Raw genomic sequence first — 18,844 nt, 5'->3', positions numbered from 1 at the left:
CATGCCAATCAAATACTTAAGATCGAGAGAACGATTCGAAGGCAAGTCATCCCGATTCACGGTTTACCACTTGCAAACCGTCTTTCCAAACCAAGCGGTAACCCTGACAAAGGTTTATCGGCTTCGCGGCATTTTGATGAATAGATGTTTACCATTCGCTGGCGCGCAAGTGGCACCATGTTCCGGACCGGGCGCAATTACGCCCATCCTCGGCCCGTTTGTAGAGAGTTTGTCCGATGATGAAACAATGCATTTTATTTGCCGCCGGCGCTTTGAGCCTGTTCGCCTCCAGCGCTTTCGCCGACGACCGTTACCAGTCGCGCCCGCCTGTCATCGTCAGCCCTGATCTGACCGCCCCTTGGGTGATGCAGCTCGGCGGCGCCGATGTGCAGCCGGCGGTCTATCCCTCTCGCCGCATGGTGCGCCAGGCCGTCAATCCCATGAACAATCCTGCGGAGGACCAGGCCGTCAATCCGCAGGTACGGCGGGTGATCCAGCCGCGCGGACTGTTTTCGCGTCCCGTCGTGCAGCAAGTCGCAGTCGTGCGGCCGCAATATCCGGCGGTCCGCGGCCAGATCGACCCGCAGTTCCTGCCGCAGATCGTCGACTACCCGACCAAGGAAAGGTCGGGCACCGTCGTCATCGACACCAACGATCGCTTCCTCTATCTGGTGATGGACGGCGGCAAGGCGCGGCGCTACGGCGTCGGCGTTGGCAAACCCGGCTTCGAATGGGCCGGTGCCCATATCATCACCCGCAAGCAGGAATGGCCCGATTGGACGCCGCCATCGGAAATGTTGGCGCGCGAAGCCGCAAAGGGCCACTATCTGCCGGCCCATATGGAAGGCGGCGAAGCCAATCCGCTCGGCGCCCGCGCCATGTATCTCGGCTCGACCCTCTACCGCATCCACGGCACCAATGCGCCCTGGACGATCGGCAATGCCGTGTCATCCGGCTGCATCCGTCTACGCAATGAAGACGTGATCGACCTCTACGATCGTGTAAAAGTCGGGACACGCGTTATAGTGATGTGATTGCTACCAAGATTGCTGCGCACGGCACGATCGGGCGCAGCAACCCTGTTGTAAGCATTGATATAACTCGACAATAGCGCTCTTTCGGATGCTGGAACGGGCAGCCGCTCCATCGGCTCGATCTTTGTCATCCGCGATTTCATCTTGATCCTATCGCAAGTTTCGTTAGTTTCCTGCCGGCTAACTCGAGAGGGGAATGACGGATGAAATCAATACTACCGGTCGTGGCGGCGGCGGGCATGGTTATGTCGTGCCTTATGGCGGCATCGGATGCGGCAGCTTTTAGCGCCTCTGCACCGCATGTCGCACAGCTAACGCGAACCGATGTGGTCCGCGTGGCAATGCAGCCGCAGGGACAGGTCAAGCCGCAATTTCAGCGACGGATCGTGCGGCTTGTGACCAATGAGGCACCGGGCACGATCATCATCGATACCAACAATAAATATCTCTACCTCGTCGAAGGCGACGACCGGGCGCGGCGCTATGGCATCGGTGTCGGCCGCGACGGCTTCGGCTGGTCCGGCGTCGTCAAGATCGGCCGCAAGGCTGAGTGGCCAGGCTGGACGCCGCCGCCGGAGATGATCGTTCGCGAAGCCAAGAAGGGCCATAAGCTGCCCGCCTATCAGGAAGGCGGCGAAGGCAACCCGCTCGGCGCCCGCGCCATGTATCTCTATCGCAACGGCAACGACACCGCCTTCCGCATCCACGGCACCAACCAGCCCTGGAGCATCGGGCTCAACATGTCGTCCGGCTGCATCCGCATGATGAACAAGGATGTGGTGGATCTCTACGACCGCGCTCCCGTCGGCACCAAGGTCATCGTCGTCGGCCCCGGCAACAAACAGGGCGAGGTCAGCTACGACGATCGCGGCATCGACCTGTTGCGGACGATATTCGGCGGCTGAGCAGCGCGCACTTCCCAATCACGACGTTTCGGCATGGCGGGACGTCTGATCCCCCTCTATCACTATCGTGACATCTCCCCCACCTCGGGGGGAGATGGTGACGTATGTCGCTCCCTTGTGACCGAAACGTACTCGTCCGACAACACGCACTGTGGCGCAGGTGTAACATCCCCAAACTTATCGCGTCCGGCGCCCGGCAAACTGCCCTTTTGGTTCAGTTTGGTGTCAGCTTTCCCGCCTAAGCCACTCCGATCAGGCGACGTTGCAATAGAACTGTCACATAAGCACGTTTAGATAGCGACACTTTGCCAGTTGGGGATTTTACATGCATCGCGCATTTCGCATCAGGCAGCCGGCTGTGGCCGCGCTTGCGATTTCAGCTTTCGTCTTTGCCGCCGGCTCGGCTTCGGCAGAGATGCAGTTTTCGGCTTACGGCGGCTTCCAGGGCGCAACCGGCAACAACGTCAAGACGTCTGACGGGGCTGATTTCGATCCCAACTGGTCCGGCAAATCCTTCAAGATGCCGCCCTATTTCGGTGTCCGCGGCATCTGGTGGCTGGACGAATTCAACCAGTCGAACTGGGGTGTCTCGCTCGACTACACCCATGCCAAGGTCTATGGCGATCTTGGCAATACGCCCGGCTGGTCGCATTTCGAGTTCACCGACGGCCTCAATATGCTGACGCTGAATGCGCTCTATCGCTTCCAGGATCCGAGCCGCAAGTGGACGCCCTATGTCGGCCTCGGCGCCGGCATCAACGTGCCGCATGTCGAAGTGACCCGCGCCTCCGGCCGCACCTTCGATTACGAGTTCGGCGGCGCATCGCTGCAGGCGCAGGCTGGTATCAGCTACCAGCTCAGCCAGCATTGGGCGACCTTCGTCGAATACAAGGGCAACTACAACTTCGTGAACGTCCCGATCGACAGCGGCGCCAACCTGAAGACCGATGTCTTCACCCATGCCATCGATTTCGGCGTGTCATTCAACTTCTAAATAACGTGGCCACTATTGTTGCCGAAACCCCTAAATCTGTTCCGATTTAGGGGTTTTTGTAGTAGACAATAGGGGCATGAGCTTTTCCTATTACCGATGTGACTGGATCCATCCGGAAAGCGCGGAGCCGGTCGTTGTCTATTACGAAGTCGACACCGAGGGAGACGTTCCTCGGCTTATCGACGTGTTTGCCGACGGCAGCAGGGAATGTCTCTCCATTGCGGATCTCTCCGGCCGGACGTGCGATAGAGCGGGCGTCAGCAGTCTCGTTGAAGGTTCATTCTATGACGGCGTTGCCGGATTGGTCGACGGTGTCTTTATTGAAGAAGGGCAGGACCGAATAAGCCTGACGCTTATCGGCGCCGACAAATTCGAGATGGAATGGCGAGCATATCGGCCGTCGCCGTCGAGCCGGCTACACTAAGCGCCTCGGCTTTTCACCGATCGATCGGCGGGCCGCTTCCCACTTTTCCTGTTGTTGTCCTAACCGGCCGTCAGCTTGAACCCTTTCAGCTTTGCCGGCATCTCGCCGCCATAGGCCCAATCCAGCAATTCGACCGTGTGCAGGATCGGCATGTCCGTTCCCGTCGCGATCTGCGTGATGCAGCCGATATTGCCGGTGGCGATGATATCAGCCTTTGTCGCCTCGAGGTTCCTGACCTTGCGCGCCTTCAGCTCGCCGGAGATTTCCGGTTGCATGATGTTGTAGGTGCCGGCCGAGCCGCAGCAGAGATGCCCTTCCGCCGGATCGCGCACGGTAAACCCCGCTGCCTTCAGCAGCAGTTTCGGCGCCATGGTGATCCTCTGGCCGTGCTGCATCGAGCAGGCGGAATGATAGGCGACGGTGATGCCGCGCGGCATATGCGAGGGCAGATCGAGGCTTGCGAGATATTCGGTGATGTCCTTGGCGAGTGCGGAGATTCGTGCGGCCTTGTCCGCATAGGCCGGATCGAGTCGCAGCATATGGCCATAGTCCTTGATCGTCGTGCCGCAACCTGACGCCGTGATAATAATCGCATCGAGCCCACCGGCTTCGATCTCGCGCATCCAGACATCGATATTGGCGCGGGCACCGGCCAGCGCCTGTTCTTCCCGGCCCATGTGATGCACCAGCGAACCGCAGCAGACCTCGCCCTCCGGCACCACCACTTCGACACCGAGACGGGCGAGAAGCCGTATGGTCGCCTCATTGATGGCGGGATCGAGCACCGGCTGGGCGCAACCGGTCAGGATCGCCACCCGCCCACGCCGCTCCGCCTGCGGCTGGTGCCGTCCGGGCTTGGCAAGAGGTGACGGCGCCGGGATGGAGCGTGGTGCAAGATCAAGCATGGCAACAAAGGGGTTCAACCCCGGAATGCGCTTCATCAATCCCTTGAAGGGTTGGCCCATGCGAGCAAGCTTGAGCGCCAGGCGGAACCGGCCGGGATACGGCAGGACCGCGGCCAGCACGCTGCGTGTCAACCGGTTCATCACCGGTCGCTTGTAGGTCTTTTCGATATGGATGCGGGCGTGATCGACCAGATGCATATAGTCGACGCCGGAGGGACAGGTGGTCACGCAGGCAAGGCAGGAGAGACAGCGGTCGATATGCGTTACGACCTCGGCGTCGGCAGGCCTGCCGTTTTCCAGCATGTCCTTGATGAGGTAGATCCGGCCGCGCGGGCTGTCGAGTTCATTGCCGAGCGTCACATAGGTCGGACAGGTGGCGGTGCAGAAGCCGCAATGGACGCATTTGCGCAGGATCGCCTCGGATTCGGCGACATGTGGATCGGCAAGCTGGGCGGGGGTGAAGTTGGTTTGCATCAGGCTGTCCCTACCTTCGCCCCAGCGGGGAGAAGGGGAAACGTGCCTTCCTCCCTCGTTTTTGCCGGCGAGAGAATCGAGGAATCGCTGCAAACAAGGTCATCCCCTCTCCCCCGCGGAGAGAGGGTCAAAGTGAGGCGGTGCCGAGCAAAAGATTCCATCCACATCATCCCATCTTCCCCGGATTGAAAATCCCTGCAGGATCGAACTTCTCCTTCACACGCGCCGACAGCAAGGCCACGGCCTCGGGCTGCGGCTGAAAAGACGGCGTTGTCGCCCGAGCGGCCGGTGTTGCGCGCAGCAGCGTGGCATGGCCGCCGCCGAGCGCATGGATATAGCGACGCACCAATTCACCCTCCGGCTCTGCCTCCATGCGCATCCAGACCAAGCCGCCTTGCCAATCGTAATAGGCGTCGATGCCGGCTTCGAGGCGCAGCGCCGCGACGAGCTGATGGCCGATGCTTGGAGCGACCGAAACGCGCCAGACAGGGCGCATCGTGTCGTCGGCGTAGGGCTTCACATTGCGGATTTCTCGCCACAGACGGTGGCTCTCCGCTTCGGCAAGCCGCGTCACGGAGCCAAGCCGGCGCATGGCGGAGGCCAGTTTCTCCGCCCTCACCGCGACGGAGCCGGCCAAACCTTCCACGCGCAATACCGTCGCCGCCCCTTCCGGCAATTGGTTGTCCAGAAACGTCCAGGAGACAGTCAGCGGCAGATGCGCCGCACCGGATACGTCGACCGGCAGCGCCATGGCCGCCGCCATGATGTTTGCGGCCTCGGCATCGTTGAGGCCGGAAACGATGATCGTCTCCTCCGTCTTCGGTCGCGGCGGCACGCGGAAGGTGACTTCCGTCAGCAGGCCAAGCGTGCCGTGCGAGCCGGCCATGAGCTTGACGAGATCGAGGCCGGTGACGTTTTTCATCACCCGCCCGCCGGCCTTGACGATCTCGCCTTTGCCATTGACGAAGCGGACGCCGAGCAGGCTATCGCGTGCGGCTCCGCTTACGAAACGCCGCGGACCTGAGACATTTGCGGCGAAGACGCCGCCGATCGTCGGCTCGCCATCGGTCGCCATCAATGGTCTGTGGTCCATCGGTTCGAAGGCCATCATCTGACCGTTTTGGACCAGCGCCGCCTCGATTTCGGCAACCGGCGTCCCCGCTCGTGCAGTCATCACCATCTCACCGGGATTATAGGCAACAATACCGGTAAGCTCACACGAACGTAGCGTGGCCTCTGCGGCGAAGGCATTGCCGAAACCGGCACGGGTGTTGCCGCCGACAATGGACAATGCTGCGCCACGGGCGGCTTGATCGCGGATGATGGCTGCAGCCTCGCCTTCCGTCTTCGGCAGAAATTCTCTCATACGGCGTTGCGCCCATCCAGCGGGAAGACTTTAGAGGGATTGAGGATCCAGCCGGGATCGAACGCCGCGCGCACGGACATCATCTGGGCGAGATCGGCCTCCGCATATTGGTGTCGCATCAGGTCACGCTTCTCGATACCGACGCCATGCTCGCCTGTCAGGCAGCCGCCGGCATCGACGCAGAGCCGGAGAATATCGTTGCCGGCTGCTTCCGCCCTGGCGGCGTCCTCGGGATCATTGGCGTTGAAGAGGATCAGCGGATGCATGTTGCCATCGCCGGCATGGAAGACGTTGGCGACCCGCAGGCCATAGTGATCGATGATTTCAGACGTCTTCTTCAGGACATAAGAGAGCTGGCTGAGCGGCACCGTGCCATCCATGCAGATATAGTCGGCAATGCGGCCGGTGGCGCCGAAGGCGGATTTGCGCCCCTTCCAGATCAGCGCAGCCTCGGTCGCCGACTGGCACTCGCGTACCGTCTTCACCTCATGCGCGCGGGCGATCTCGACGATGCTTTTCAGCATATCGTCCATCTCCGCTTCCGAACCCTCGACCTCGACGATCAGCAGCGCGCCGACATCCAGCGGATAGCCGGCATGGGCAAAAGCCTCGCAGATCTCGATCGCCGGCTTATCCATGAACTCGATGGCGACAGGAATGATGCCGGCAGCAATGACGTCGGCAACGCAGGCGCCCGCCTGCTCCGAGGTGTCGAAACCGAACAGAACCGGCCGCGCGCCTTCCGGCTTGGCAATCAACCGCACCGTCGCTTCGGTGACGATGCCGAGCTGACCTTCCGAGCCGCAGACCAGTCCCAGCAGGTCATAGCCCGCAGCGTCCAGGGCTTTGCCGCCGAGATCGATCACCGTGCCGTCGGTCAATACCAGTTTCACGCCCAATAGATTGTTGGTGGTGACGCCGTATTTCAGGCAATGCGCGCCGCCGGAATTCATCCCGATATTACCGCCGATGGTGCAGGCGAGCTGCGAGCTCGGATCAGGCGCATAGAAGAAACCATCCGCCGAGACGCTTTCGGAAATATGCAGATTGGTAACGCCAGCCTGCACCGTCGCCGTGCGGTTGGCGAGATCGACGTTGAGAATGCGATTCATTTTGGAAAGGCCGAGCACGACGGCATCTTCCTGCGGAATGGCCCCGCCGGAGAGCGATGTGCCGGCACCACGCGGCACCACCGGAATACCATAGCGATGACAATATTTCATCACGGCCGCGACCTCGGCCGTCGAGCGCGGCAGAGCGACGGCGAGCGGCATGCGGCGATAGGAAATGAAAGCGTCCGTTTCGAAGGGCATGAGCTCGCGCGGCTCATGGACCAGACATTCCGGGGGCAGGAGATCAGCGAGGTCTGCGACGATCTCGCGGCGACGGGCAAGGACATCGGCGCGCGGCGCCAGAAATGAAATGGCCTCTGCCATGGCGTTCTCCTCTTGCACCCGAATATGGACGCCCCTCTTTTTAACGCCATATCACGCTTACCACTTACCCGAAATTGGCGTAAATGATAAGCATTTATGCCAAAATAGGAACAAATAGCGCGATGACCAATCTTGGCGATCTTGAAATCTTTGCCAGTGTCGTCACGACCGGCAGCATGTCGCTCGCCGGCCGCGTCCTTGGCTTTTCGCCGGCCGTGATTTCCAAGCGAATCAAACGGCTGGAGGATCGGCTCGGCACACGGCTCTTGCAGCGCACGACGCGGCAGATTTCGCTGACAGAGGCCGGCCAGGGCTTTTACGACCGGGTGCTTGCCATCCTCGCCGGACTGGAGGAAGCCGAGGCCTATATTGCCGGCCGTTCCGCGCAGATGCAGGGCACACTGAAGATTTCCGCCCCCACCTCGTTCGGCCGGCTGCATATCGCTCCGCATCTCAAGGCATTCATGCAGACGCATCCAGATCTCGCGATCAATCTGGTGCTGACCGACGAGTTCACCGATATCGTCGGCGGCGGCTTCGATCTCGCCATCCGCATTGCTGAGCTCACCGATTCCAGTCTCGTGGCACGGCGCCTGGCGCTGGTGCGCCGCGTGCTCTGCGCCTCGCCAGCCTATATCGCTGCCCACGGCATGCCAGAGGATATCGATGATTTGCGGCGCCACACCTGCCTGCCGCCGCACAATAACGATCCCTGGCGGCTGGATGGGCCGAAGGGCGCGCTGACCTTCAGGCCCGAAGGCAAGCTGATCACCAATTCCAGCGAAGTGATCCGCGAAGCCGTCATTGCCGGCCTCGGCATTGCGCTGCGCTCCACCTGGGATGTCGGCCCCGAGCTGCGGGACGGTCATCTGATACAGGTGCTGCCGGCCTATGAAGGCTCGCACAGCGTCACGCTCTCGGCCGTCTATCCCAGCCGCCAGTTCCTGCCAGCAAAGGTACGCGTCTTTATCGATTTCCTGGCGGAACTTTACGGGCCGGTTCCCTATTGGGAGCGATAGGCAATTACTACCTCATTCCAGGAGAGCGTCATCATGCCCGCTTTTGAAACCATCCGCTCCGATCTTTCCGCGGCTTCGAATACGCGCTTCACCATCATTCTCGGCGACATCACCAAGCTCGACATCGATGCCATCGTCAATGCAGCAAACAGCAGCCTGCTTGGCGGCGGCGGTGTGGATGGCGCGATCCATCGTGCCGCCGGACCGGAACTGGTGGCGGAGTGTCGGACGCTGAACGGTTGCAAGACCGGACAGGCAAAGATCACTAGGGGATATCGCCTGCCGGCAAAGCATGTGATCCACACGGTCGGCCCGGTCTGGAACGGCGGCGGGCGCGGCGAAGACGATTTGCTGGCAAGCTGCTATCGCAACAGCCTACGCCTTGCCACCGATCACGGTCTCAAGACCATCGCCTTTCCGGCCATCTCGACCGGCGTCTACCGTTTTCCCGCCGAGCCCGCAGCCATGATCGCGACGCGCAGCGCTGTCGCCGAGAGCATGAGCGGCGATTTCGATGAGATTATCTTCTGCTGCTTTGGCGACGAAATGGCTGAGATCTACGACCAGCTACTGCCTGATGCGCTGGCGAAGACCTAGAGCGGTTCAGCGTTTCGTAGAATCGATTTCCCGCTCTATCCTTTTATTTTACCCATTCCGGACGGGCCCCGGCACTCATCGCGCCAGATCGAGATAGGCAGATGCCACCATGGCGTCGATATCGGTCGGCACGGGAATGACGCAGGCTTCCTTGCCGAGACCGCCCTTTGCCACGCGTTCCAGGCAACGGGCCTGCAGCGCGAAGCCGAGATCCATGGATTCGACTGTATTGCCAAGGGGGCGCGGGCCGGCGAGGTTGGCCATGTGGCCTGCACCGAGGATGTGGAAGGCGCGCCCGTCCCGCATGCGGACGGTCTCGATATGCTCGGCTTCGTAACGATCGATGCCGGCGACATCGGGACTGGTGCGGAAGGCTTCAACATCGATCTCGTGCGGGAAGTGACCACCGTTCATCAGGATCGCGCTATCCTTGATCAGTGGCAGGTCAGCCGCGGTGACGATGCCGGGATAGCCGGTGACTGTGATGAGGATATCGGCAGAGCGAATGGCTTCGGCGCGCAGGGGCGTGACGAAGCCGTCCAGATGCGCTTCAAGCGTCGTCACCGGATCGATATCGACCACGCTGACGGTGGCATAGGCGTTGCGGAAACAGGCGGCCGTGCCCTTACCGCAGGCGCCATAGCCGAAGACGGTGACACGCTTGCCATTGGTCGAGCGGTTGGTGAAGCGCAGATAGCTTTCAAACAGGCTTTGGCCGACCGCATGCTTGTTTTCGGCGAACTGCTTAATCGGACTATCATTGATGACGAGGATCGGCATGGCCAGCCTGTCGCGCATCGGCAGCAAGCGGGTGCGACCTGACGTCGTCTCCTCCGTACCGCCCACGAGCTTGGCATAGGGGCGCTCAGCGGCCCGCGCAAAGAGATCGCCGCCATTGTCAAGCAGCAGGTCCGGCTCTTCCGCCAGGATGGCATCAAGGCTGGCGCCGTGCTCGGCGGCATCGGTGGTCTGGGTGGCGAAAACGGTGGTTCCCTGCGCACGCAGATAATCCACGGTTTCCGGCTGGGTGCTGTTGAGATTGCCGGTGCAGACGAGGCGGGCACCGCCGGCATGCAGCGTCATCAACAGCGCCACCGTCTTCGGCTCAAGATGGATGCCGGTTCCGATCGTCAGGCCGGCAAAGGGCCTAGTCTCTCGGAATTCCGCCGCCGTCGCCGCAAGCAGGCGGCAGCTTCGGGCAACCCAATCGATACGGGAAAGAGAGGAAGGCTGGTTCATAACGCACTCCTGACGGCGGTCTGTCGTGCCTCGATCTCTCATGGGAAATGACAGGCTGTCTATGGACATTGGAATGCGCGATAGGGCAGAAAAAGTGCCATATGCACGAGGTTTATCTCGCCCCTGCTCCAACCAACCAGTCCGCCAGCCTGACAAAAGCCGCGCCCTTGGCGTCGCTACTGCGGATGCTGAGGCTGTATCCGGCGGGTCTTCGAATGAAGCCATAGGGTGCCACCAGCGCGCGGCGATCGATATCGTCAACAACGGCCGTGCGCGGGGCGATGGCGACACCAACGCCGGAGCGGGCGGCGCCGATCGCCAAAAGCAGATCTTCGAATTCGCGAGTGCGGGCGAAGCGAGCTGGCACATGGCCGCTCTCGGCAAACCAATCGTCCCAAAGGCGGGACGCGGAACGGCTGGTCAGGGCGACGGCTCCGGCGAGAGCTTCCACGCCGACGGCAAGGCCGAGGCGGGCGGCAAGGTCCGGCGTCGCCACCGGGCCGAATTCATCTTCCATGAAGCGGATTGCAGTGATGTCCCGCGCCGGCCGATATTCGCCGCCCATGATCACGGCGTCGAAATCCGGATGGAGCGCCAGCGATTCGACTGTCGCCATGGGGATGATATCGACATCGACGTCGGGAAGAGCGGCTTGCAGGTCGGCAATGCGTGGCATCAACCACCAGACGGCGAAGGCGGAGGGAACGCCGAGGCGAAGGGTCCGGCGCTCACCGGCCGCAAACTCGGCTGACGCTCGCGCCAAAATGCCAAAGGCGATGCCGACGGAGTCGGCAAAGGCCCTGCCCTTCTCCGTCAGCACCAGGCGGCGGCCATCACGCTGGAACAAATCAATACCAAAAAATGTTTGAAGTACGGCAAGTTGCTGGCGTACAGCGCCGCGCGCGACACCGAGTTCGTCAGCGGCCTTCAGAATGCTACCGCGACGAGCAACGGCATCGAAGGCGCGCAGTGCGTTCATCGGCGGGAGACGTTGCGGCGGAGAACGTTCGGACATAACGGAGATTTAGCTTATTTGCCGGTATGATAGGAAGAGTTATAGAGCGATTACGCCATCTGCGGCATGGGAATAGCATTCGATGTCGTTTACAGCATAATCACTGGCGAATATCAGGGACCGATTCCTCATATTTTTATCTATTGAGCACTCAACGAAAGTGTGTGGAAATACCATATAAAGTCATATGGAATGCACAATTTTTCCATGTAATGCTAATATGCAGATGATTCTAAACTCGAACTTTTAAAGGTGACCCGACCCTTGGCCATTCTCGCCCGTATCGCAAATGATGTGCAGCTCATGTTCCGGCGTCCGCCGCGACAGCAATATGCCGCGCTCTGCTATCGAGTGAGAAAAAAGACGGGTGAGTTGGAACTGCTGCTGCTGACCAGCCGCGATACCGGCCGCTGGGTCATTCCCAAGGGCTGGCCGATGCCCGGTAAGCTGTCGCATGAAGTGGCCGCCCGGGAAGCCTTCGAGGAGGCCGGCGTGCGCGGCACTGTGGAAACCGAGCCGCTGGGCGCCTTCAGCTATGACAAGGTGCTGAAGGACGGCATCCAGGTGCCCTGCCGGGTTCAGGTCTATGCGCTCGATGTCAGCGATCTCGCCAAGAATTTCAAGGAAAAGGGCGAGCGTGCGATCGAGTGGGTTTCCTGCAGCGAGGCGGCCCAGCGCGTGCGCGAGCCGGAGTTGCGCGACATCATCCTCGCCTTCGAGCGGCGGATGACGGCAAGACTTGTCACAGCAGCGGCCAAATAGGCCGTAACATACTCCCATCACACTATACTGAAATAATTACCAGACATTGCGCGGCCTGCCGGGCAGCGTAAAACTATATATTTCGACTCAGAGAATGGCATGCCCGACCGACCGGCGAAACTGACAAAAAGGACGCTAGACAAGGACCTCGACAAACTCACCTATGTCGAGGATGCGGCCTATCATGTCACGAAACGGCTGGCCGCTCCCGGTATCGGCCTGATCTTCCTCGGTCTCGCCATGATCTTCGCCGGCATTCACGTGCTGAACCAGCCAGGCGCGACGCTGGCCATCGCCGCCGTGGCACTCGCCGGCTACATGGCTATGAATATCGGCGCCAAGGACGTCGCCAACAATGTCGGCGCGGCAGTGGGCGCGCGTGCCATCACCATGACGCAGGCCCTGATCATGGCGGCGATCTTCGAAATTCTCGGCGCCGTCATCGCGGGTGGACCGGTCATCAAGACCATCTCCTCGCATATCATCGATACCGACCGCATCATCACCAGCGGCAAGCTCGCCTGGCTGATGATGGCAGCGCTGCTGGCCGCCGCGCTCTGGATCAACTTCGCCACCTGGCTGAAAGCACCGGTTTCGACCACCCACACGATCGTCGGCGCCGTTGTCGGCGCAGGGGCGGCCGCCGTCGGGCCGGAGATGGTCAATTGGCGCGTGTTGGGAGCCATCTCCGCCGGCTGGGTAGTCACCCCTTTCCTCGGTGGCACGATCGCCGCCGGCATTCTGTTTTTCATCAAGACCTTCATCATCTATCGCGACGACAAGATCGCGGCCGCCAAATACTGGATTCCCATTCTGATCGGCCTGATGGCCGGCGCCTTTACCGCCTATCTGGTGCTGCAGCTCGCGCCTAAAGACACCGTCGCGGGCTTCTCGACCATTGCGATCGGCGTCGTTGTCGGTTTGGCGATCTGGTTTGCTGCAAGGCCGCTGGTGGCGGCGCAGTCCGTCGGTTGCGAAAACAAGAATAGCTCGCTGCGCAAACTGTTCCGCCTGCCGCTGATCTGTTCGGCGGCGCTGATGTCCTTTGCGCATGGCGCAAACGACGTCGCCAACGCCATCGGGCCGCTGGCGGCGATCATACGCAGCGTCAGCCTGGGAGGCAGTCTCAGTGTCGTCGGGGGCGCTGCGGGATATACCGCGCCCTATTGGGTCGTGCTGATCGGTGGCTGCGGCATTTCCGTCGGGGTGCTGCTTTACGGTCCGCGTCTGATCCGCCTCGTCGGCGAGCAGATCACCAAGCTCAATCCAATGCGGGCCTATTGCGTGGCGCTGTCGGCCGCTCTCACCGTCATCGTCGCCTCTTGGTTCGGCCTTCCCGTCAGCTCCACCCATATCGCTATTGGCGCGGTCTTCGGCGTCGGCTTCTTCCGCGAATGGTACACCAGCCACTCGAAGCGCCGCCTCGCCTATATGCGAAGGAAGGCGGAAACCTCGGGCATCGCATGGGGCGAGATGGTAGAAGCCGACGAGCATAATCCGGACGAAATCCATCGCCGCCGCCTCGTGCGCCGCTCGCATTTCATGACCATCATCGCCGCCTGGGCCATCACCGTGCCGGTCTCGGCCACGCTTGCGGCCGCGGTATATTGGGCTATGGTCGCGCTCTTCATTTAAGGGATTACCCATGCGCGCCAATTTCCGCATGCAGCGGCTGTACGTGGTTTCGGATATCAAAGCGAATGCCGGCATCGAAGCCGACCGGGATCAATACAACTATCTTGCCAATGTGCTGCGCATGGAGGACGGCGCCGAGCTGTTGATCTTCAACGGCCGTGACGGCGAATGGAAGGCCGGCGTCTCCTTTCCCTCGCGCAAGCGCATCCTGCTGACGCCGATCGAGGAAACGCGGCCGCAGCCAGCCCCTTCCGACCTCCACTATCTCTTCGCGCCGCTGAAGGTCGGACGGCTCGATTATCTCGTGCAGAAGGCGGTGGAAATGGGCGCCGGCATGCTGCAGCCGGTGATGACGCAGCATGTGCAGGGCAAGATCACCAATCTCGACAAGCTCAAGGCCAATGTCATCGAGGCGGCCGAACAATGCGGCATTCTCGGCATTCCCGACGTGGCGGAGCCCATAAAGCTTGCCGATCTTCTGGCACGCTGGCCCAGGGAACGCCGTATCATCTATTGCGATGAAGGCGATGCCGGACAGAACCCGCTGCCTCTCCTGGCGGAGATCAAAGAGAAACATCTCGCACTGCTGGTCGGCCCGGAGGGTGGATTTTCGGAAGAGGAGCGCGCGCTGCTGCACAGCCTCGATTTCGTCACCGCCATTCCCTTGGGCCCGCGGATACTACGCGCCGATACGGCGGCGGTAGCGGCCATGGCGGTCATTCAGGCGGCGATCGGGGACTGGAACTAGGACCTCTTCGGGTCCAGATCGGCCGTTCAGCCGGCCAGGGCAAGCGCGGTCGTGACAATCAGCATAGCCGCCAGGAAAATGTTTACGATGCGCGAAATGGTCGGGTTCTGAAGAAAGCGCGACAGCGAGGTCCCGACCAGAAGCCAGCATAGATGAATGACGACAATCATCATACTGAGCAGCGTTATCTTGATTACTACGTCGAGCGTGCGCTGATCCTTGAAAAGGCTGACGCCGGCAAAGACGGCGGCGATCGCCAGATAGGCCTTGGGGTTGGCGACCGCCAGCAGAAAGCCGCCGGTGAAGGCAGGCGTGACGGCCGGATCACCGCGGCGGGCGAGCGGCGGAGCCATGGCGATCCTCAAGGCCAAATAGGCAATGTACAGGGTGGAGACGACTGTCAGTGCCGACGCGCCATACGGCACCGAGAACAGGATTGCGACGACGCCGACCGCGACAGCTAGCAGCACGACGACCGTACCGGCAATGAGACCGCTGACGTAACCGATCGACCGGCGGAAACCATAGGCGGCGCCGACTGCCGTGGCGCTGATGGTGGATGGGCCAGGACTGCCCATAATCACCAGGGACGCCAGAAGCAGCGTCAGGATCGGATAAAGGCTGGTCAGCTCGAACATCGATATGCCCTCAGTCATCAATGGAGGGGCAAGACTATTTCCGATGTGGCTAGGCGTCTTGAACGCTTGTGCAAGCGTGTCTGATATCGGCTACCGCTCGAGCTTCACTTCCAGGCCCCAAATCCTATTTTTTTGAACTGCTCTTGAAAGAAATTCACTTGCACCGTACCTCATTCCGCGTCAATCACCCTTCCTATTGGCCTGCGGCTTGCGCGGGCCTCCTTCCGAGATCAAGGTAATACCATGGCGCGCGATACCACCGACCAGACTCCGCTCTCTTCGGTCTCGGACATGACGGCCTATTTGGCGGCCGGCAGCAAGTCGAAGGAGCAATTCCGCATCGGCACGGAACACGAAAAATTCGTGTTCTTCCGTGCCGACAACAGCCCTGTGCCTTATTTCGGCGATGCCAGCATTTCCGCGCTCTTGAAGGGCCTGCAGGAAAAGTCCGGCTGGGACCCGATCATGGATGGCGACAATATTATCGGGCTTGGCGAGCCGACCGGCATGGGTGCGATCTCGATCGAACCCGGCGGCCAGTTCGAACTGTCGGGCGCGCCGCTCGAAACCATCCATCAGACCTGCAAGGAATCGAACCAGCACCTGGCGACATTGCGCGAAATCGCCGAGCCGATGGGCATCCGCTTCCTCGGCATCGGCGGCAGCCCGAAATGGACGTTGGCCGAGACGCCGCGCATGCCGAAATCGCGCTACGACATTATGAGCCGCTACATGCCGAAGGTCGGCACGAAGGGTCTCGACATGATGTACCGCACCTGCACGATCCAGGTGAACCTCGATTTCTCTTCGGAAGAGGACATGCGCCGCAAGATGCGCGTATCGATGAAGCTGCAATCGCTGGCGACAGTGTTGTTTGCCTCCTCGCCCTTCACCGAAGGCAAGCCGAACGGCCTCTCCTCCTGGCGCGGCGACATCTGGCGCGATACCGACAACCGCCGCAGCGGCCTGCTCGACTTCACCTTCCGCGACGATTTCGGCTTTGAAGACTACGTGAAGTGGGCGCTCGACGTTCCCATGTATTTCGTCGTCCGTGACGGACATTATCACGACTGCACCCATGTCACCTTCCGCCAGTTCATGAACGGCGCGCTGAAGGGCGAGATCGCCGCCTGGGAGCCGACGATGGGCGACTGGACCAACCATCTCTCCACCCTTTTCCCCGACGTACGCCTCAAGCGCTTCCTGGAAATGCGCGGCGCGGACGGCGGCCCCTGGCGCCGCATCTGTGCATTGCCGGCCTTCTGGGTCGGCCTGCTCTATGACGATGCAGCCCTTGCCGCCGCCGATGAGCTCACCAAGAACTGGACTTTCGAAGAGGTCAACGCACTGCGCGATGTCGTGCCGGTGCAAGGCCTGAAGGCCGGCATCAAAGGCCAAAGCCTGCTGGATGTGGCACGCGAAGTGGTCGGCATTTCCCGCACCGGCCTGAAGAACCGCGCCCGTGTGAACGGCGATGGCCAGGACGAAGCCGTCTTCCTGGCGCCGCTCGACGAAGTGCTCGCCAAGAAGGGCACGCTCGCCGATGATCTTTTGATGCTCTATCACGGCCGCTGGAACGGATCGGTCGAGCCGGTCTTCGAGGAATATCAATACTGACAGCCGGATTCGGCTTGGATTGTTGCGGCGCACACCGGCAGAAACCGGTATGCGCCGTCTTTTTTCCCGCTATACTATCAGGATTGCATGCCTTCTGATTCCGAAGCGGCATGATTGCGAGGAAAGGGACTTCGATGCTGCCACTCTTCGACATGATGATGCAGGCACAGAACGGCGCCGCCACGGAGGCGATGGCCAAGCAGTTCAATCTCGCGCAGGAACAGGCAGCGAAAGCCATGGCGGCGCTAATGCCCGCCTTTTCCTCGGGCTTCAAGCGCAGCGCGACGAACCCCTATAATTTTATGGGTGTGATGCAGGACATCACCTCCGGCAGCTACGCCAAATATTTCGAGGATATGAGTAAGGCCTTCACGCCTGAGGGCGTTGCCGACGGCAACACCGTGCTGGCCCGCCTGTTCGGCTCCAAGGACGTGTCCCGCGCCATTGCCGAGCAGGCAGCGCAGATGACCGGCATCGGCCAGGAAATCTACAAGCGGATGCTCCCCGCCATGGCCGACACGCTGATGGGCGGCCTCTTCAAGGAAACCAGCGGCCAGATGCCTCAGATGGCCAATCCTTTCCTCAATACGGCGATGGGCGATATGATGCAGAATTGGCTGCAGACCATCGGCTTTGCACCGAAGCAGCAGCCGACGCCGCAGGCGAGCATCTTCGACAACCCGTTCACGCAGGCGATGGAACTGATGTTCGGCGCGCAGCAGGTCGAGCGCGAAAAGCCCGCCGCCGCCAATCCTTTTCTCGACAATCCCTTCGCCAAGGCATTCCAGGATATGATGCGCAACTTCCCGATGCCCTCCGAGCTGCCGAAGGAAGCGCCAAAGGCCAAGCCCGCCACACCCGGCGTCGACATGGCCGCCTATACCGAGATGTTCAACGCCATGTTCGACAGTGGCCTGGAAGTGCAGAAGAGCTATCAGAAGAACATGGAAGCGATCTTCGATCACTATATGCCGGCGAACGATAAGCCTGCACCGAAACAAGGCTGAAGAGCGAAACCCATTCGTAGGCGATCCGTTCGCCACTGTTCGCAATTCCGCACAACCCGTGCGGATTGCACCCCGTTTTCATACACTCCGAGGGCATCTATTTCTATTTCATCTTGAAAGGAGATAGTCATGTCAAACATCGAACGATCTGGCAGCTTTACCCTCGGCGACCGCCGCGTCAAACGGCTCGGCTATGGCGCCATGCAACTTGCAGGCCCCGGCGTGTTCGGCCCGCCGAAGGATCCCGCTACGGCTGTGGCGGTATTGCGGGAAGCGGTTGCTTCCGGCGTCAACCACATCGACACAAGCGACTTCTATGGCCCGCATGTCACCAACCGGCTGATCCGCGAGGCGCTCCATCCTTACCGCGACGATCTCGTTATCGTCACCAAGATCGGTGCCCTGCGCGGCAGCGATGCATCATGGTTTCCGGCCTTTTCCCGCGAAGAAATGACCCAGGCAGTGCACGACAATCTCCGCAATTTGGGGCTGGACGTGCTCGACGTCGTCAACCTTCGCATCATGTTCGATATTCATCACCCAGCCGAAGGATCGATCGAAGCGCCATTGACGATCCTGGCGGACCTGCAGCGGCAGGGCCTGATACGTCATATCGGCCTGAGCCACGTCACGGCCAAACAGGTGGCGGAAGGCCAAGGGATTACCGAGATCGTCTGCGTGCAAAACCAATATAATCTGGCGCATCGCGACGACGACGCCTTCATAGACGAACTTGCCCGCGACGGCATCGCCTATGTGCCGTTCTTTCCGCTCGGCGGCTTTACCCCGTTGCAATCCTCCACCCTCTCGGATGTCGCCGCCCGCCTCGGCGCCACACCCATGCAGGTGGCGCTGGCCTGGCTGCTGCAACGCGCGCCAAACATCCTTTTGATCCCCGGCACCTCCTCTCTCGAGCACCTGCGGCAGAACCTTGCCACCGCCGAGCTCGTGCTGCCGGATCATGAGATCGCGGAGCTGGACCGGATCGCAAGCGTCGGCGCCGCGTGACGGGCAGTGGGAAATGGTTCG

Annotated in this window: 18 protein-coding genes; 12 read left to right on the top strand and 6 right to left on the bottom strand. The window is 60.9% G+C overall.

Going from position 1 to position 18,844, the window contains the following annotated elements:
* Window positions 1-236: 236 nt before the first annotated feature.
* The 4 genes from QA648_RS01860 (at window position 237) to QA648_RS01845 (ending at window position 3,357) form a co-directional block, all read left to right on the top strand.
* Complete coding sequence (locus tag QA648_RS01860) at window positions 237-1,034, top strand: L,D-transpeptidase (protein ID WP_283049287.1); 798 nt, start codon at window positions 237-239, stop codon at window positions 1,032-1,034.
* A gap of 203 nt (window positions 1,035-1,237) precedes the next feature.
* Window positions 1,238-1,939 (top strand): L,D-transpeptidase, encoded by a 702-nt coding sequence (locus QA648_RS01855; protein ID WP_283049285.1) that lies wholly within the window; start codon window positions 1,238-1,240, stop codon window positions 1,937-1,939.
* 325 nt (window positions 1,940-2,264) lie between these two features.
* The gene (locus QA648_RS01850) at window positions 2,265-2,933 is read left to right on the top strand and encodes a porin family protein (protein ID WP_104822105.1); all 669 of its coding nucleotides are present in this window, start codon (window positions 2,265-2,267) and stop codon (window positions 2,931-2,933) included.
* Between the two features lie 76 nt (window positions 2,934-3,009).
* Entirely contained in the window at window positions 3,010-3,357 is a 348-nt protein-coding gene (locus tag QA648_RS01845; protein WP_283049283.1) for a hypothetical protein, read from the top strand.
* A 59-nt stretch (window positions 3,358-3,416) separates the two neighbouring features.
* On the opposite strand, the gene glcF is transcribed toward QA648_RS01845, so the two are convergent.
* The 3 genes from glcF to QA648_RS01830 form a co-directional block, all read right to left on the bottom strand.
* Window positions 3,417-4,736 carry a glycolate oxidase subunit GlcF gene (gene glcF, locus QA648_RS01840; RefSeq protein WP_283049281.1) on the bottom strand — a complete coding sequence of 440 codons (1,320 nt, stop codon included), beginning with the start codon at window positions 4,734-4,736 and terminating at the stop codon, window positions 3,417-3,419.
* 166 nt (window positions 4,737-4,902) lie between these two features.
* A complete protein-coding gene (locus QA648_RS01835) occupies window positions 4,903-6,102 on the bottom strand; it encodes an FAD-binding protein (RefSeq protein WP_283049279.1) in 1,200 nt (399 codons plus the stop codon).
* On the bottom strand, window positions 6,099-7,538 hold the full coding sequence (locus tag QA648_RS01830; RefSeq protein ID WP_283049277.1) for an FAD-linked oxidase C-terminal domain-containing protein: 1,440 nt from the start codon (window positions 7,536-7,538) through the stop codon (window positions 6,099-6,101). The genes QA648_RS01835 and QA648_RS01830 overlap by 4 nt, the downstream gene beginning before the upstream one ends.
* 122 nt (window positions 7,539-7,660) lie before the next feature.
* Here QA648_RS01830 and QA648_RS01825 point away from each other — a divergent pair, with 122 nt between their 5' ends.
* Both QA648_RS01825 and QA648_RS01820 read left to right on the top strand, forming a co-directional pair.
* A complete protein-coding gene (locus QA648_RS01825) occupies window positions 7,661-8,557 on the top strand; it encodes a LysR family transcriptional regulator (protein WP_283049275.1) in 897 nt (298 codons plus the stop codon).
* Window positions 8,558-8,590: 33 nt separating this feature from the next.
* Window positions 8,591-9,154, top strand: a complete 564-nt coding sequence (locus QA648_RS01820) for an O-acetyl-ADP-ribose deacetylase (RefSeq protein ID WP_283049273.1) — start codon at window positions 8,591-8,593, stop codon at window positions 9,152-9,154.
* Window positions 9,155-9,229: 75 nt separating this feature from the next.
* On the opposite strand, the gene QA648_RS01815 is transcribed toward QA648_RS01820, so the two are convergent.
* On the bottom strand, window positions 9,230-10,393 hold the full coding sequence (locus QA648_RS01815) for an adenosylhomocysteinase (RefSeq protein ID WP_283049271.1): 1,164 nt from the start codon (window positions 10,391-10,393) through the stop codon (window positions 9,230-9,232).
* Between the two features lie 112 nt (window positions 10,394-10,505).
* Window positions 10,506-11,408: a LysR substrate-binding domain-containing protein gene (locus QA648_RS01810; protein WP_104822098.1), complete on the bottom strand. Its 903-nt coding sequence runs from the start codon at window positions 11,406-11,408 to the stop codon at window positions 10,506-10,508.
* A gap of 264 nt (window positions 11,409-11,672) precedes the next feature.
* On the opposite strand from QA648_RS01810, the gene QA648_RS01805 reads away from it, so the two are divergent.
* The 3 genes from QA648_RS01805 to QA648_RS01795 all read left to right on the top strand — a co-directional run bounded on the left by QA648_RS01805 (window position 11,673) and on the right by QA648_RS01795 (window position 14,553).
* Complete coding sequence (locus QA648_RS01805) at window positions 11,673-12,170, top strand: NUDIX hydrolase (RefSeq protein WP_283051449.1); 498 nt, start codon at window positions 11,673-11,675, stop codon at window positions 12,168-12,170.
* A gap of 99 nt (window positions 12,171-12,269) precedes the next feature.
* Window positions 12,270-13,805, top strand: coding sequence for an inorganic phosphate transporter (locus QA648_RS01800; protein ID WP_283049270.1), 1,536 nt, complete (start codon window positions 12,270-12,272; stop codon window positions 13,803-13,805).
* A 10-nt stretch (window positions 13,806-13,815) separates the two neighbouring features.
* Entirely contained in the window at window positions 13,816-14,553 is a 738-nt protein-coding gene (locus QA648_RS01795) for a 16S rRNA (uracil(1498)-N(3))-methyltransferase (RefSeq protein WP_283049268.1), read from the top strand.
* Window positions 14,554-14,579: 26 nt separating this feature from the next.
* Here the strand turns inward: QA648_RS01795 and QA648_RS01790 are convergent, their stop codons facing one another.
* Window positions 14,580-15,191, bottom strand: coding sequence for a LysE family transporter (locus QA648_RS01790; RefSeq protein ID WP_283049266.1), 612 nt, complete (start codon window positions 15,189-15,191; stop codon window positions 14,580-14,582).
* Window positions 15,192-15,434: 243 nt separating this feature from the next.
* Between QA648_RS01790 and QA648_RS01785 the strand changes: the two genes are divergently transcribed.
* From QA648_RS01785 to QA648_RS01775, 3 genes are all read left to right on the top strand, one after another.
* Complete coding sequence (locus QA648_RS01785) at window positions 15,435-16,808, top strand: glutamate--cysteine ligase (protein WP_283049264.1); 1,374 nt, start codon at window positions 15,435-15,437, stop codon at window positions 16,806-16,808.
* A 134-nt stretch (window positions 16,809-16,942) separates the two neighbouring features.
* On the top strand, window positions 16,943-17,815 hold the full coding sequence (locus QA648_RS01780) for a DUF937 domain-containing protein (RefSeq protein WP_283049261.1): 873 nt from the start codon (window positions 16,943-16,945) through the stop codon (window positions 17,813-17,815).
* A 129-nt stretch (window positions 17,816-17,944) separates the two neighbouring features.
* A complete protein-coding gene (locus QA648_RS01775; RefSeq protein ID WP_283049260.1) occupies window positions 17,945-18,823 on the top strand; it encodes an aldo/keto reductase family oxidoreductase in 879 nt (292 codons plus the stop codon).
* Window positions 18,824-18,844: the final 21 nt, after the last annotated feature.

The sequence above is a fragment of the Rhizobium sp. CB3171 genome (assembly GCF_029714265.1).
Taxonomy (GTDB): Bacteria; Pseudomonadota; Alphaproteobacteria; order Rhizobiales; family Rhizobiaceae; genus Rhizobium.
This window is presented reverse-complemented; position numbering and strand designations above follow the sequence as displayed.